A 15,597-nucleotide genomic window follows, 5' to 3' on the forward strand; every position below is an offset into this window, starting at 1 on the left:
CTACATGGTACAACTCCTAACAGCAGCAATACAATGTTACACAGCTTATCTACTACTAAAGGACAAGAAAAAAGGAACCATAAAACGTCGCCCGCGCGGCAAACGAAAATAGGTTCCCGGAGACGCCACTGATGCTACCGATACAACGACAGAACCATTACTCAAATGACAGGGCTGCTTACTTTGGAATGTCCCAGAGAACTTTTGAAGAACAAGGAGCACCCTCTAAATTATGAGATGGGAAGATTTAAAGCCGGGACAGTCCGTGCATATCTGTGACAATCACGATAGCGGATTTGGTGGAAGGTGCGGAAGTATTGTAGCTATTGGTACTTTTATTGGTATCAGCGAACGTATAGGTGCGTTGATTGACATATATGAACCGTTACTAATAATTATTTAACCAGAAGCCCTCGAAGAAGTCGACTTCGAATCACTGCCACCAGGACTGGCTGAATTTGATATAAGACCCATCAAATTATAATGCCTCGTCAGAATTATCACTGACGAGGCGATTTTCACATCGTATTAGCTAGGTGTCTCATTGAGCTATCGTTCTCCGTTAGTTGAATCCACCCGTGGAATGTAAAACTTGGCCAGTAATCCACTCCCCATCATCGGTGGCTAAGAATGCAACCAGACGAGCTGCATCCTTAGGCAATCCTACTCTACCTGTTACAAATTGCTTAGATAACTGCTGTCGTAGGTCAGGAGTCATCCAGCCGGTGTCTGTGGGTCCAGGATTTATCGCATTTACGGTGATGCCTTTCGGACCCACCTCTGCTGCAAAAGTTCGTGTGAAAGCATCTATTGCCCCTTTCGTTGTGGCATAAGAGATTTCACCAGCCATGGGGCCTAGTGATTGGCCCGATGTCATATTAATAACTCGACCACCTGCCGATTGCGTAAACCGTCTAGCGAATTCCACACTAAGCATAGTTACCGCCCTAACATTAATTGCGTAGTGTGCATCCAAAGACTCTGGGGTAATCGTGGTTAAGTCATCGTTAACCGAATAACAAGCATTGTTAACAAGAATGGAAGGTTCTCCTAGCTTCTGCTCAACGTTATTTAATAAATCCATAAAGCTTTCAGGTACAGAAAGATCCATCATTAGGTGTTCGCAACGAACGCCCATGGAACGTATTTCCTCACAAAGTTGCTTTTGCTCCTCGTTATTGCTACCCCAGGGCATCTGTTGATCGTAACTAACCCAGTGTGTAAAAAATACATCAGCGCCTAGATAGGCCAACTCTTTGCACACTGCAGCACCGATTCCTGTGCTGCGACTTGCACCTGTTACTATTGCGATTCGACCTGTTAATCTGCCAAGTGTAGTATTCATGGGTCTTTTCTCTCCTTTTTATTTTGAAGTCGCATTAAACTGCGGTGACTATTGTGCAAATCTGCCCGTTACTTCAATGAAAACAGCAGGCTACCGTAGCGCCTGCTCATTAATGTGTATTATTCAACTAAAGTTCCCGTTAGCTCAATAGTCTTATGTTTTAATTAGAGTCGCTGCTTATAGTTGTGAGGCTTGCCGAACACCTAACGCAGTGACGTCCCGACGGGCTTAGGGGGCTGGATGTGGTCACTCGCTTCTCAGAGTGACCCGGAGCGTCAATATGGTGTTAGTCGAAGGAAGTTCTGGAAGCAGCCATTGTATTTAAGGCGTTCTCAAAATAGCTATATACTTCATCTGCAATTCCCAGAAACTCTTCAACAAGTACATTACTATCCAAGTAACAAGCATACAGATAATCAACTAAAGCGGAGTCAATCTCACAATAGTTTAATATGGCATTCTTCATCTTAATAATGTCATCTTGCCATACACCTGTATCTTCTAAAACCAAAGAGTATAATGCACGAATTAATCTCTTAGAGTAACCTTTAATATATCTAATTTTCATTGTGTTATCACTAGCATTAGAAAGTAAACTATGTATACGATCTACTTCCTCCTTGGTCTCTGTATTTAAGTCTAAAATGAACTCTGGAGAAATAATTATCGGTGGTACTTTTTCACCAACGTCATGACCATATATGCAAACACAAATTATCTTTACCCAAAAACCCCACTCATTTGGTTTACTTAATACATCGTCAATCGAGCAAATTATCGTATCAATCTTAGTTACTATTGGATATTCTTCCAAAAGCCTGTCTTTAATATTTGACAATCTTTCGTAATCAATATCTTTGGGATTTACACATACAATAGTAAAGTCTGCATCTGACTTAAAAGGTTTAGCAATTCCTTTTGGAATCGAGCCACACATATAAATGCTATGAATCTTACCTTTGAATTCGGTAAGTATATTATCTATATACTTATCAACAAAATCCTTATATTCACTTTGTATTTCAATTCTATTTATAACTTTTTCTAATATCATATAGACTCCTCCTAAACTAAGAACTTCTTTCGGCTAACGCCTTTTTGGGAACTTCGTAAATTCGTCATGACTTAAGTTATTCGCGAAATCATTCAACTATCCTGCCCAGTTAGCTTAATAAGGGATAAGTGAAAATGTATTCTGATAGACTACTCCAAGAATCAAACATTGGGGTATTTATTTTTTATGAAAAGAATTATTGTTCCAATCTTCATGTCACTTTTCTTATTATTGATGCCTGTACTTGCTGAGGCACATCCAGGACGCACAGATGCAAATGGGGGTCATATTTCCGCACAAATTGCGCAAAGTGGGGACTGGAAAACGGAGAATACCATTACCACAACGGTGGAGGTTCAGATTCTAAACCGGCTGCCACATTTGTAAGACGTTAGATTTTTCAGCTGAGGATGAAGCAACTCTATTCGGAGATACAAAAACGTTTAATTCGCAACGAACGATAAAAATTAGTCAATCTATCATTAGCGATCTAAAGCAACACATTAAATATCAGAACCAAAATAAATTAGCTTAGAAGGGTTCCTATAAACATAAGTTAAACTTAGTTCTTTCTAGAGATGATGGTAATTTCATGCCGAAATCTTCTTTATTCAATTCTTTTTCGCGAATTTTGAAACGTATTGGTCTCCCGGCGATGCCGATTCATTCTTTTCGTCACACTCATGCTGTTCTTATACTTGAGGCTGGTAACGATATGAAGTATGTACTAGAACGTTTAGGTCACGGTAGTATGAGAATCACAGCGAACATATACACACATATTTCAAAGAAAATAAATGAAAGCAGCATGGATAAATTTGAAGCTCATATGAGAAGCATCCTCGAATGATCACTACATTTTTTGGGGGCATTACGGAGGTGTTCATAAACCTCTACAATATCTCCTATCATCCTTACCCCCACAAAAAAAACCCTCAACGCTTAGAGCGCCAAGGGTTTAAAGGTTCTAGTAAAGCGTCATGTATTGATTTCTTTCCCACTCATGAACTTGTGTACGATAGATATCCCATTCGATTTCTTTCAGCTCGTAGAAGTGAGCCAGCGCATGTTCGCCGAGAGCTTCGGTAATTACATGGCTGCGGATCATTTCGCTTAGCGCTTCTTTCAAATCGGATGGCAAGCTTGGGATGCCTTCTTCAATACGCTCTTCCTCAGACATCACATAGATGTTACGGTCAATTGGAGCTGGAAGATCAAGCTTACGCTTAATTCCGTCTAGCCCTGCTTTCAACATAACAGCAAGTGCGAGGTATGGGTTAGCTGCCGGGTCCGGGTTACGAACTTCAACACGTGTGCTAAGCCCTCTCGAAGCTGGGATACGAATCATCGGGCTACGGTTACTTGCAGACCAAGCTACGTAACAAGGTGCTTCATAACCAGGAACAAGGCGTTTGTAAGAGTTCACTGTTGGGTTAGTAATCGCTGCAAAAGCACGAGCGTGCTTCAAAATACCAGCCATATAATAACGTGCAGTTTTGCTCAGACCTAGCTTGTCACTTTCATCGTAGAACATGTTTTCTTTGCCATTAAACAAGGATTGGTGAGCGTGCATACCAGATCCGTTAATACCAAACAATGGTTTAGGCATAAAAGTTGCATGCAAGCCATGTTGACGGGCAACCGTCTTCACGACGAGCTTAAAGGTTTGAATTTGGTCAGCAGAAGTGATCGCGTCAGCATATTTGAAATCAATTTCATGCTGGCCGGAAGCCACTTCATGGTGGGAAGCTTCGATTTCAAAGCCCATTTCTTCAAGGGTCAATACGATTTCACGACGGCAGTTTTCCCCTAAGTCTGTAGGAGCTAAGTCGAAATAACCACCTTGGTCATTCAATTCTGTAGTTGGGTTACCTCTTTCGTCTGTTTTGAACAAGAAGAATTCAGGTTCAGGTCCAACATTCATCGCTGTAAAGCCCATTTCTTCGGCTTCCTTCAGACAACGCTTCAGGATACCACGTGGGTCTCCAGCAAATGGAGTACCATCCGGCATATACACGTCACAAATCAGACGTGCAACACGGCTATCAGTCACCCAAGGGAAGATTACCCAAGTATCAAGGTCTGGGAAGAGATACATATCGGATTCTTCAATCCGTACATAACCTTCGATGGAGGAACCATCAAACATCATTTTGTTGTCGAGTGCTTTTTCCAATTGGCTAACCGGAATCTCTACATTCTTGATAGTACCTAACAGATCTGTAAATTGCAGACGAATGAAACGAACATTCTCTTCCTTGGCAATGCGTAAAATATCCTCTTTAGAAAAGCTCACGTGATCCTCTCCCTTTCAAAACTCTGTATATTATTATTTATTAAAAAACCGGGATAACTCACCTTGAATAAGCGATACCTGTCCCGGTCTTTTACCGGAAACTAGTTCTTGCTTCAGCAAACGGTGAAGCTGCGAATCTGATAGCTCTCTACGTCTAACCTCTGTGTCAGGGGTAATCACAGTAGCTTCTTCGGATTCCTTCGAGACTGGGTTCATTACTTGCTTGATGCCAGCAATGTTAACACCCTTTTCAATCAAGGCCTTAATTTCTAATAGGCGCTCAACATCATTAAAAGAGAACAAACGTTGATTCCCAGAGGTACGTGCAGGTACGATTAGACTATGCTGTTCATAATAACGAATTTGTCTTGCAGATAAATCAGTTAACTTCATTACAATTCCAATAGGAAATAATGCCATATTTCTGCGGATTTCATCACCCATGACTCATCCAACCTTCCAATGATCTTTTTCTGATCTCATTGTACATTTCCTAATACAGCGTGTCAATGGTGTGTAAGATTTTCTGACAGTAATTTTCGATCACGCATACTTTGGAGTGCCATCAAAACGCCATATTTGACATGGGAGTAGGTTAATCCCCCTTGCATATAGCCAATATAAGGCGCACGGATAGGCGCATCTGCCGATAACTCTAAGCTACCACCTTGTATAAACGTACCTGCCGCCATGATGACAGGATGTTCATATCCCGGCATATCCCATGGTTCTGGAACTACATGGCTGTCTACCGCCGCAGCACGTTGAATTCCCTGCACGAAGGCAATCAAGTGATCCGGTCCATCAAAGGAAACCGCCTGAATCAAATCTGTACGAGGTTCATTCCACGCTGGTTTCGTCTCAAACCCGCAGCGCTGAAATACAGCTGCCGCAAAAATACTTCCTTTAAGGGCTTGTCCAACTGTATGCGGAGCCATGAACAGACCTTGGTATAACCCGCGGGTAGTTCCTAACATTGCGCCTACCTCGCCACCGATACCAGGAGCTGTAAGACGGTACGCTGTAAGCTCTACTAGATCTCTGCGCCCACAGATGTATCCACCCGTCTCAGCAATTCCACCACCAGGATTTTTAATTAATGAACCCGCTACTAGATCCACTCCAACCTGCGGAGGCTCAAGCTCTTCAGTAAACTCACCATAGCAATTATCAACGAACACAATAACATCCGGTTTCAATGACTTCACTCTCGCTGTCATGTCACCTATTTCGGCTACTGTGAAGGAAGCACGCCAATCATAACCACGCGATCTTTGGATTCCAATTACTTTAGTTTTCTCATTGATAGAGAGAGTTACCTCTTCCCAATCAATCTTACCCTCTGATGTAAGGGCAACTTCCCGATATGTAATTCCGAAGTCTGCGAGTGAGCCTGTCCCATCTCCTGCTTGGCCAATCACCTTGTGTAAGGTATCGTACGGACGACCTGTGATGTATAAAAGCTCGTCTCCTGGTCGCAGCACACCAAAGAGGGCTGTTGAAATGGTATGTGTTCCTGAAGCAAAATGAGGGCGCACCAAAGCTGATTCCGCACCAAAAACGTCAGCATAGACAAGATCCAGCACTTCGCGTCCACGGTCGTTGTAAGCATACCCCGTTGAACCCGCAAAATGATAATCACTGACCTGATGACGTTGAAACGCTTCAATAACCTTCCATTGATTCTTATCGACAATTCGATCAAGAGCTTTGACTGCACCTTCGATTTCAACTTCTGCGGACTCTGCCGCTCCTAAAATATCTTCTGCAAAAACTGCCATTAGTTCTTATTCGCTCCTTACATTTACTTGCCATCATAATGACAGAAAGCGACAGTTGCCTGACGCTTTTTGTCATTAGCTATTATTTTATACCTATACAACAAGCATTTCCACTTTAGGGGAACAAAGAAGATTACGGCTGGTCCACAAAATCAGCAAGCATGTAACCCCATTTATCATAATCCTCTTTATTAAGACGGACGTTATAGATAACATCGTTCTCGTCATAGGTAGTTTCCAGAACCTCACCCACTCTGTAAAGCAGAGAAGAAATATCGCCTCGGTCTCCAGGAATGCGAAAATTCAGCGTATCTCCAGCCAATTCATCAGAGATAATTTCAATAATCCGGGTTAAATCCTCAGGGTTAAACGCACTGATCTTCAAAAAACCTGTACCTGTTGGCAGCATTTCCAGTTGCTCAGGCTCACATAGATCGATTTTATTAAAAAGCACTATTTGCGGTTTGCTGGCTGCCCCTAAATCCTGCAAAATAGTTTGCACAATCTCCATCTGCTCCTCACGCATTGGAGATGAGGCATCCACTACATGCAACACCAGATTGGCCTCATTGACTTCCTCCAGCGTTGCGCGGAAAGATGCTACAAGATCATGCGGAAGATTCTGAATGAAGCCTACAGTATCCGTAAGCACTACCTCTTTGCCACCCGTTAGTTGAAGCACGCGTGAAGTAGGGTCAAGCGTAGCAAACAATTGATTCTCAATATAAACATCCGCATCCGTAAGCTGCTTAAGCAGCGTCGATTTACCAGCATTCGTGTAGCCGACTAGAGCAACCTGCACTGCCCCTGCCTTACGGCGGCGTTCACGGTGCAATTCACGGGTTTTAACTACCTCATCCAACTGGCGTTTCAACTCCGTAATCCGACCGCGAATATGGCGGCGATCGGTCTCAAGCTTACTTTCACCTGGCCCTCTGGTTCCTATCCCCCCGCCTAATCTGGATAAGTTTTTGCCTTGACCGGATAACCGCGGCAAAAGATAGGACAGCTGTGCCAGCTCTACTTGAATAATACCCTCTCGCGTTTTGGCCCGCCCAGCAAAAATATCCAAAATGAGCTGCGTCCGATCAATAATCTTCAGATCCAGAGACTCTTCAAGGTTCCGTACCTGCGCTCCAGATAATTCCTGATCAAAAATAGCCGTATTAGCTCCAAGACCATCAGCGGCCATGCGGAGCTCTTCTACCTTACCTTTCCCGATAAACCATTTTGAATCCGGTGTTTCCTTATTCTGACGCAACACATCCAGGACTTCAACACCTGCTGTTTCTGCTAATTGTACTAATTCCTGCAGAGAAAGCTCTGGGTCAATACCGGTACGTTTAATTTTATCTGTGACGAGAGTGACCAATATCGCCCGATCTTGAATATCCGTTTCTGTATCATGCGTAGTTATTGCCATTTATTCATGCTCCTTATGACGGTAATAGAATCTTTGTGTACCATTTAATCAGTTTTTCACTTCTTGCTGATGTTATACAGATGAACCTGTTCATTCACAGCGCTTCAAAACATTTTATCATAAGTTTCATTGGTAATATAGGCTGATAATGGAACGGCTCACCATTCTGTCAGCATTTTCATTATGATAATCTTCAATCTTTTATAAAAGATAAACCGACTAAGCACGTATAAACTTAGCCGGTGTCAATTTATTTAAGAAATTATACTCTCCCCTTTTGAATAATCATCGACCGGAAGAACAAGGTCTCTCGGTAAGATCTCCATCAAAGATTGTTTAGATATTTTGACATGCCTGCTTATTAATCTAACCGCTTGATGGCGGATTGCCTGTTCGAGGATATTGCGTACATAACGGGCATTACTAAAGTTTTCTTCAATAATTTTCTCATTAAGGATTAACTCTTTTAGTTTCCCGTTTGTTTCTGGAGTAATTATATAGTCTCTTTCAGCAGCCATTTTATGTGCAATCAATATCAGTTCATCTGTTGTGTAGTCCTGAAAATCGAGTTGAATTGGAAATCGTGAGGGAAGCCCGGTATTAGCCTCCATGAACATCTCCATTTCATTTGGATAACCCGCTAAGATAATGATGAGATCATCATTCCTGTCCTCCATAACCTTTACAAGACAGTCGATTGCCTCTTTTCCAAAATCTTTATCTCCGCCTCTAGCCAAGCTATAAGCCTCGTCAATGAATAATACGCCACCCATAGCCTTCTTAACAAGGTCTCTGGTCTTTTGAGCTGTATGCCCTATGTATTCCCCCACTAAATCCGCTCTCTCTACTTCGATTAATTGACCTTTACTTAATATGCCCATATTCTTTAACAGCTTGGCAACGATTCTTGCTACAGTTGTCTTTCCAGTCCCGGGGTTGCCTTTAAACAGCATATGATAAACCTGATTAACTACATTTAACCCCAGTTCTTGTCTCATTTTTTCCACTTGGATAAGCGCATGAATTTCATATATAAGATCCTTCACCTTTTCAAGACCGATAAGCTCATGAAGCTCTTGCAGGATTTCTTTTGTAGATTCTAAATGATTATTTTGAGCCAGCGCGCTCTCCAATGTTTCATTCGTAATATTTGTTGGGTCTTGATTTTTGAAAGTTATATTCATTCTGGAATCATTAATGGTTATCTTTCTTAAATTTTCTTCACCCATTGTAATCACCTCGTTAGAGCATTATATGCAATAACTGAATGACATCATGCACTTGTTTTAAAGAATGGGGTTTCGACATTGGATTCCCTGCTATCTCTCGCATCTTCTACGATGGTACACGAGGATAGAATGACCGAAATGCATAAAAGTCATAAGCAGACATTTATTTTTTTATCATTTCACAACCCCATTATTTTTGATATACAAATAACAAATAGCCCCCCTTTAGAGTTTAGTCCATTTGGGGGCTGGCTTTTCTAATCAAGTCTCTTCCGGAATAGGAAGCATTATTAGAAGATTCTGATATTTGGGAACAATTACAGGAACAACTGCTGGATTTTCCATTTCGTATAGGCTAGAATTTCACGCGACTTATGCCTTGTCATCGACAGAACAGTGGATTCAGTAAGCCCCAGTTCAGGATTCACATAACCGAGCTCGTCCGCGATTTCGTGTGAACGCCATCCATGATATGTATGCGTAATAATAATTGCTGAGGACAATCCCTCACTTGTCATAATGGCTTTGCTATACAGAAGATTCTCGTAAGTGCTGGTAGCTTTATTTTCAACAGAAATGGCGCTGTCCGGAACTCCATGAGCTACTAAATAATTGCGCATGCCTTGACCTTCGGTATATTTAAGATCAGGTTTATCCAAACCTCCAGAAACTATGAAATGCGGGAACATCCCCTCTTGGTAGAGCTTAAGCCCGTAATCCAATCGTTCCTTCAATCCCGGGCTAGGTTCATCTCCCCACATCGACATGCCAAGAATGATCCCTGTATCGGCTTTGAGCATAGGATCTGTCGTTGCAGCTTTATTGATATTCCTCAATGCGTACGCACACCACAACAAACCAACTACAACAATAACCATTAAAGCAATAAGCAACGTTCGTTTAGACCAAATTCGGCGTTTTTTGCGAACAATCCGAATCGGGGAAGAGTCTCTTCCATAAACGTACCATTCCATCTTTATTTCCTCCTGAATTCTCCATGATGAAATAATTCGGCACGATGTTTCAAAGAGAGTGAGAAATAAGGGAAAGCATGAGCATCGATGCCACGTAAAATAGTATGGGCAGTCTCCCAGGCTAGCTTATAATCGCTTTCTGAGATGTCTTGCCTCTCCAGTGCTTCCTCCAGTTCATCCTCATCGAGCAAAAACACCTCGCCGTTCCAAAGTACTACCACGTCCAGATACAAATCGTCAAACCAAGGCACACCTTGGTCAGTAACGCCTTGCACTTTACAGGTGTCTATGTACCATTGAACAATATTTTGTTTTTCGTCGAACATAGCCGTCACAATATAGTGACTATCTTTCGGAAAATATTGCAGCCAGGAATAACCTTTATCTGCAATACGATATGTATGTCGTCCATAGCTCTTCCACAGTGGTTCTTTCAGCCCGTAGATGGTATAAAGCGTAATATATCCGCTGAATTCCCGGCTCTCCACATAGCGGCAGGCAAAATGGCGACGCGTAATCCGGCGCCAGTTGGCCCGGTCTCCGAATTTACGTTTCATAGAAATTACCCTCTCCAGTATGGTCTATTCAGCTTAACACATTTAGAGGATACACTCAAAATATCCCGCAAAATACAAGAAATTTTTCTTCTAAACCTAATAAAAACGGCAGTCCAGCTTCGCTCTATAAATAAAGCAAAGCTGGACTGCCATGGATAAAGCTATTGTTTGAAATTCAAATTCGTTTTATTGAGTGGAAGAATCCCCGTTCACAAAACCGGTCTCTGGATCAGGGTTTGTGGATACATTCCCACTCTCATCGCCGGAACCCTCTCCACCGATAGTGGGTTCTGGAGTTGGGGTCGGCATTGGTGTTGGCGGTGGCGGGGTGATTTCAGGGATCGTCCCTGTACCTCCGTCATTGCCGCCTCCCTCATTGCCGCCTCCGTTATTGCCACCATTTCCATTCTCTCCGTTGTTGCCACCGTCCTCTGGGGTCGGGGTCGGAAGATTAGGATCTATGGTGGGTTCAGGGGTCGGCATTTCATCCTGCACGGATACACTAACCACATTGGATGGTTCGCTCTCCACTTTTAGCGCAGGGTCATAAGAAGTTACATAATACTCGTAAACCAAACCAGGCAGTGCACTAAAATCGCCTGCGCTGGTAGTCACTGTATTTAACAGTGAGCCAAATTCAGCTTCCGATGTCTCTCTACGATAAATACGATACTCAACGCCGGCAACAGGAACTGCCTCCCAATTGAGATTTACAGTCATCGTAGAAGGATCATATGCTGCTGATAGTCCAGTAACGGTCTGAGCTGTTTCTGGTGTTTCAGTAGGCTCAGGAGCAATCTCGTTATCGAGCTGCGGGAAGGATTTCTTAGGAACATCCTTCAGCGCTTCCTCCATGACCTTACCCCAGAAAGCAGCGGCAAGCGGACTGCTGTTCTTAAGCAGATGCTTTTTACTTGGCTTGTCGTAACCCATCCAGACTGCTGCAGTCCATTCTGGCGTATAGCCTACAAACCATACATCACGGTTCGAGCTGATTCCAGAATATCCACTTTGCGTCGTACCGGTCTTACCGGCAACAGGACGGTCAATCCTAGCTTTTCTACCCGTACCGCTCTCCACGACCTTCTGCATCATCTCAGTCATTTGATAAGCTGTTTCCTTACTCATCACTCGCTCAGGCGTTGTATTCGCTTTGTAGACCGTCTCACCACTGCTGTCAGAGATGGATTTAATGGAATAAGCCTCTCTTAGTTCGCCGCCATTTGCAAAAGCGCTGTAGGCTTGCGCCATTTCCAGCGTATTGGTCCCTTTGCTCATGCCTCCAAGAGCCAGCGAGAGGTTCTTATCCTCATCTTCCAATCCAATGCCTAGTTTCTTGGCAAATTTAAATCCGGTATTCACACCAATTTCATTGAGCAGCCAAACAGCCGGAATATTCTCTGATTTCTGAATGGCATCACTCATGTTGATGCTCTTAGAATATCCGTGCAGGTTGGTTGGACAATAGTTCGCGAAACATTGCTTCTCGTTGCTTAGCGTTGAATTCATGGTGAATTTCCCAGTTTCCAGCGCTGGAGCATAAGAGACAATTGGTTTGAAAGCAGAACCTGGAGAACGACGGCTGCCAGTTACACGACTGTAGCCTTTTTTCTCATAATTCCGTCCGCCAAGGAGTGCAACAATGCTGCCATTCTCCTGATTCACAATCGTCATTGAGCCTTGTACCAGCTCTTCATCTACACTCTTTTCAAAATTATCACTATCTGCAAAAGCATCTTCAACCGTTTCTTGAGCATGCTTATCCATGGTAGTGTAAATTTTGTATCCGCCGATATTCAGATCATCTTCTGACAATCCAAATTTTTCTTCCGCCTCATCTACTGCAAAATCAATAAATGCTTGATAACGCTGTTTCTTTTCTGGCGGCTTATAGTTATAATCTACGGCTTTTGCTTCGTCTCTTTCCTGCTCCGTAATGTACCCTTGCTCATACATAAGCTGAAGCACTACTGCCCGGCGTTCCTTCGAAAGATCAGGGTTACGCAGCGGGTTGTAACGAGACGGGCCTTTTGGCATAGCCGCCAATGTCGCGATTTCCCAAACCTTAAGCTGACTCAAATCACTTTTACCAAAATATCTTACTGATGCTGCTTTAATTCCGTAAATTGTACCCCCGAAGTTAATCCGGTTCAGATACATGGTAATAATCTCTTCTTTAGATTTCTGATTCTCCAGGGCTACGGCAATCGACACCTCAGTAGCTTTACGGAAAAACGTCTTGTCCCGTGTCAGGAAAATGTTTTTGGCGAGCTGTTGAGTAATGGTACTACCGCCCTCTACCATACTTCGTGCGGCTATATCCTTTACTGCTGCCCGGCCAATCGACCATAAATCCACACCAGAATGTTCGAAGAAACGTTTATCCTCTGTGGCTACAAAAGCGTTAACCAATAACGGTGGAATTTCTTCATACTCTACTGGATCACTTTTCTCCAGTGATAATTCGCCGATTAAATTAGCATTGCGGTCATATACCTTAGTCGTTTCATTCACTGTTAGCTTATCCTGGTTCTCAAGCAGAAGCTTTTGACCATTTAGCATAATGAACAGATATCCACCTAATGCACAGAAAATGGCCAATGCCGTAGCGAAGAACAAGCTCCACAGCACACGCTTCTTCGTCAAAAATTTCTTTTTCTTTTTTGGTTTTGATTTTGGTTTTGATTTGGAACTGGACGATCCTCTATCTCTATTGTGATTCGTCCTAGATGTATCGTCTCTAGACATAATGCCTCCTGACTCCCTTTCGGAAATAAACATAAATGGTCTGCCATGAATGAAAAGAACAACCTTCACAGGTTGCTCTCTCACACTCTATTCAAACGATTTATAAACAAGAAAGGTTTCAATTCATTTTTGATAAATGTTATTCTTCAATACTGCTGTCTTGCATCAGTGATACACTACGTTGTGGTGTGAACGTGGAAATTGCGTGTTTATACACCATTTGCTGGCGTCCATCACTGTCAATGACGATTGTAAAATTGTCGAATGCTTTAATTATTCCCCGGATTTGAAAACCGTTGGTCAGATATACCGTAGCAGGGATATTTTCTTTGCGTAGTTGGTTCAAGAATGTATCTTGGATGTTAATGGACTTGTTCATATGACGTACCCCCAATGGTTCAATTAGATTGTTCAGAAGTATATTCAAGACCTGAGAGAAACTTTCCTGCTATTATACCACGTATTTTTGAGAAATTCTCAGAAAAGTTTTGTTCACCTTCGACATCGATCCACTCGATTTCCTTCATGTGGCGAAACCATGACAACTGTCTTTTGGCGAATCGGCGAGTATCGCGTTTAAGCAGTATCACAGCTTCTTCCAGCGTCAGCTCTCCCGCCAGGTAAGCGGCAATTTCCTTGTAACCCAATCCCTGCATGGACACAAGGCTTCTGCTGTAACCGTTATCCAGCAGTCCCTTCACCTCAGCAACGAGACCATCCGCCAGCATGCTATCAATTCGGTCCTCAATACGTTTATATAGTATTTTCCGGTCCATTGTCAAACCTATGAGACATAAGTCATAGGGAGATTCCTTCTTTTGAGCAGCATGAGAAGCGGAAAGTGTAGTGTTTGTCTGGTGTTGAATTTCCAGTGCACGGATAATTCTGCGACGGTCGTTAGGATGAAGTTTGGCTGCGCTGACTGGATCAACCGCCTCGAGTCTGGCATGCAGTGCAAGCGCTCCATGTTCTTCCGCAAATTGATCCTGCTCTTTACGGAAAGCTTCATCAGCCACTGCTTCCGAGAACTGAAAGCCGTAACATAAAGACTCAATATACAGTCCAGTCCCCCCTACGATAAAGGGAAGCTTCCCTCTAGCGCTTATCTCCTCGATGAGTCTAGTGCCCTGCTCTTGAAATTCAGCGGCAGAATACGCATCCTGCGGATCATGAATATCGATCAGGTGATGGGGAATGCCGTTCATTTCGGCTGGTGTAATCTTAGCTGTACCAATATCCATACCACGATAAACCTGCATCGAATCGCCGGAAATAATCTCAGCGTTATAAGCCGCTGCCAGCTCCAGACTTAACCGGGTTTTGCCTACGGCAGTTGGTCCTAACAGCACTAGAACCTTATGCCTTTCTTTAGTTGTCAATGTGTATCACCCCGTACGATGTTTTGGAGTTGCTTCGGAGCAGCTCAGTAAACCCTAGGCGTTCAAATTCGCCACTCAAAGCCTTTTCTTTTAAAAGAACAGTCTTACGGGCGACCCTAACCGCTTCGGTTACACTCTCTGTCGATAAGGCTGCACGGTTAGCGAATTGCCGCAGCGGGGAAATCGAGGCAGAACCCGTCAGAGGCACGCGAAACATAGGATCAAAGTAAACAATATCCACACTTCGATCTGGTTGAGACCGTAAATAATCCAAATGTTCACTATGCACGACATTAACTCTGCGTAAAGCCTCATTGACCTTTACTTGCCCAGAGATGTAATGAGACATCCCTTCACTGAGCAGTGCGTACAGCGGTAATGAGCTCTCCAAAGCGGTAACCTCTGAGGACTCACCACCATGTACAGCAAACAGTAAGGAGTCAGCTCCTAATCCAGCTGTACAATCCAATACGCTATCTCCGGGAAGCATTCGAGCCGCAACAAGCATCGGCTCGATCTCACCCTTTAGAATTCGTTTAGCGCGAACGAAGCCCATGCTCGGATGAAACTCCATAGGCTCCATTCCTAAGCGGTGTAGTCGAACAGCGTCCTGAGATAGAATCAGAATATCCTCATCTCCGTAATGTTCAACCATCCTTGTAATGGAGAGCTTCTCACGTGGAGCATAACTACAACCCGTTCTCTCCGCAAGGCTTTGCGCGCGTTCTACTATTTCCATTATCGGGCTATACCCCGTAGTTATAATCATGGTGCCTCCAGTCTTGCTCTTAACAAATTTCAAAAAATGTAT

At 43.2% G+C, this 15,597-nt stretch carries 13 protein-coding genes and 2 pseudogenes; 2 read left to right on the plus strand and 13 right to left on the minus strand.

Translation table 11 applies throughout. The features are described 5' to 3' along the window. Nucleotides 1-562 precede the first annotated feature (562 nt). On the minus strand, nt 563-1,345 hold the full coding sequence (locus tag NST94_RS16630; RefSeq protein ID WP_076281706.1) for an SDR family oxidoreductase: 783 nt from the start codon (nt 1,343-1,345) through the stop codon (nt 563-565). A gap of 286 nt (nt 1,346-1,631) precedes the next feature. Further along, on the minus strand, nt 1,632-2,399 hold the full coding sequence (locus tag NST94_RS16635; protein WP_280753121.1) for a nucleotidyltransferase: 768 nt from the start codon (nt 2,397-2,399) through the stop codon (nt 1,632-1,634). A gap of 186 nt (nt 2,400-2,585) precedes the next feature. Between NST94_RS16635 and NST94_RS16640 the strand changes: the two are divergent. Both NST94_RS16640 and NST94_RS16645 read left to right on the plus strand, forming a co-directional pair. Beyond that, nucleotides 2,586-2,746, plus strand: a pseudogene (locus NST94_RS16640) (YHYH domain-containing protein); the annotation flags it as partial. Between the two features lie 227 nt (nt 2,747-2,973). Then, nucleotides 2,974-3,249 (plus strand): annotated as a pseudogene (locus tag NST94_RS16645) (tyrosine-type recombinase/integrase); the annotation flags it as partial. A gap of 117 nt (nt 3,250-3,366) precedes the next feature. Here the strand turns inward: NST94_RS16645 and glnA are convergent. The 11 genes from glnA to NST94_RS16700 all read right to left on the minus strand — a co-directional run bounded on the left by glnA (nt 3,367) and on the right by NST94_RS16700 (nt 15,588). Then, nucleotides 3,367-4,695 carry a type I glutamate--ammonia ligase gene (glnA, locus tag NST94_RS16650; RefSeq protein ID WP_036687730.1) on the minus strand — a complete coding sequence of 443 codons (1,329 nt, stop codon included), beginning with the start codon at nt 4,693-4,695 and terminating at the stop codon, nt 3,367-3,369. A gap of 33 nt (nt 4,696-4,728) precedes the next feature. Next, on the minus strand, nt 4,729-5,139 hold the full coding sequence (locus NST94_RS16655) for a MerR family transcriptional regulator (protein WP_019910684.1): 411 nt from the start codon (nt 5,137-5,139) through the stop codon (nt 4,729-4,731). A gap of 62 nt (nt 5,140-5,201) precedes the next feature. Beyond that, nucleotides 5,202-6,476 carry a methionine gamma-lyase family protein gene (locus NST94_RS16660; protein ID WP_076184443.1) on the minus strand — a complete coding sequence of 425 codons (1,275 nt, stop codon included), beginning with the start codon at nt 6,474-6,476 and terminating at the stop codon, nt 5,202-5,204. A 133-nt stretch (nt 6,477-6,609) separates the two neighbouring features. Continuing rightward, nucleotides 6,610-7,899, minus strand: a complete 1,290-nt coding sequence (gene hflX / locus NST94_RS16665) for a GTPase HflX (RefSeq protein WP_076128387.1) — start codon at nt 7,897-7,899, stop codon at nt 6,610-6,612. Between the two features lie 254 nt (nt 7,900-8,153). Next, nucleotides 8,154-9,128: an AAA family ATPase gene (locus tag NST94_RS16670; RefSeq protein WP_076098759.1), complete on the minus strand. Its 975-nt coding sequence runs from the start codon at nt 9,126-9,128 to the stop codon at nt 8,154-8,156. Nucleotides 9,129-9,445: 317 nt separating this feature from the next. Beyond that, complete coding sequence (locus NST94_RS16675) at nt 9,446-10,102, minus strand: YdcF family protein (RefSeq protein ID WP_076279293.1); 657 nt, start codon at nt 10,100-10,102, stop codon at nt 9,446-9,448. A 2-nt stretch (nt 10,103-10,104) separates the two neighbouring features. Further along, a complete protein-coding gene (locus tag NST94_RS16680; protein WP_036687739.1) occupies nt 10,105-10,659 on the minus strand; it encodes a DUF402 domain-containing protein in 555 nt (184 codons plus the stop codon). 186 nt (nt 10,660-10,845) lie between these two features. After that, nucleotides 10,846-13,407 (minus strand): PBP1A family penicillin-binding protein, encoded by a 2,562-nt coding sequence (locus tag NST94_RS16685; protein ID WP_280753120.1) that lies wholly within the window; start codon nt 13,405-13,407, stop codon nt 10,846-10,848. 139 nt (nt 13,408-13,546) lie between these two features. Further along, complete coding sequence (hfq, locus tag NST94_RS16690) at nt 13,547-13,786, minus strand: RNA chaperone Hfq (protein WP_076128380.1); 240 nt, start codon at nt 13,784-13,786, stop codon at nt 13,547-13,549. A 19-nt stretch (nt 13,787-13,805) separates the two neighbouring features. Beyond that, nucleotides 13,806-14,786 carry a tRNA (adenosine(37)-N6)-dimethylallyltransferase MiaA gene (gene miaA, locus NST94_RS16695; protein WP_175619957.1) on the minus strand — a complete coding sequence of 327 codons (981 nt, stop codon included), beginning with the start codon at nt 14,784-14,786 and terminating at the stop codon, nt 13,806-13,808. Then, nucleotides 14,776-15,588, minus strand: coding sequence for a class I SAM-dependent methyltransferase (locus NST94_RS16700; protein WP_339281090.1), 813 nt, complete (start codon nt 15,586-15,588; stop codon nt 14,776-14,778). The genes miaA and NST94_RS16700 overlap by 11 nt, the downstream gene beginning before the upstream one ends. Nucleotides 15,589-15,597: the final 9 nt, after the last annotated feature.

It is taken from the genome of Paenibacillus sp. FSL H8-0282, from assembly GCF_037963825.1.
Taxonomy (GTDB): Bacteria; Bacillota; Bacilli; order Paenibacillales; family Paenibacillaceae; genus Paenibacillus_AQ; species Paenibacillus_AQ odorifer.

Excerpts from the sequence above, each read along its gene's own strand:
- NST94_RS16630 (WP_076281706.1), bottom strand. The coding sequence starts at position 1,345 with ATGAATACTACACTTGGCAGATTAACAGGTCGAATCGCAATAGTAACA.
- NST94_RS16635 (WP_280753121.1), bottom strand. The coding sequence starts at position 2,399 with ATGATATTAGAAAAAGTTATAAATAGAATTGAAATACAAAGTGAATAT.
- NST94_RS16655 (WP_019910684.1), bottom strand. The coding sequence starts at position 5,139 with ATGGGTGATGAAATCCGCAGAAATATGGCATTATTTCCTATTGGAATT.
- NST94_RS16660 (WP_076184443.1), bottom strand. The coding sequence starts at position 6,476 with ATGGCAGTTTTTGCAGAAGATATTTTAGGAGCGGCAGAGTCCGCAGAA.
- hflX (WP_076128387.1), bottom strand. The coding sequence starts at position 7,899 with ATGGCAATAACTACGCATGATACAGAAACGGATATTCAAGATCGGGCG.
- NST94_RS16670 (WP_076098759.1), bottom strand. The coding sequence starts at position 9,128 with ATGGGTGAAGAAAATTTAAGAAAGATAACCATTAATGATTCCAGAATG.
- NST94_RS16675 (WP_076279293.1), bottom strand. The coding sequence starts at position 10,102 with ATGGAATGGTACGTTTATGGAAGAGACTCTTCCCCGATTCGGATTGTT.
- NST94_RS16680 (WP_036687739.1), bottom strand. The coding sequence starts at position 10,659 with ATGAAACGTAAATTCGGAGACCGGGCCAACTGGCGCCGGATTACGCGT.
- NST94_RS16685 (WP_280753120.1), bottom strand. The coding sequence starts at position 13,407 with ATGTCTAGAGACGATACATCTAGGACGAATCACAATAGAGATAGAGGA.
- hfq (WP_076128380.1), bottom strand. The coding sequence starts at position 13,786 with ATGAACAAGTCCATTAACATCCAAGATACATTCTTGAACCAACTACGC.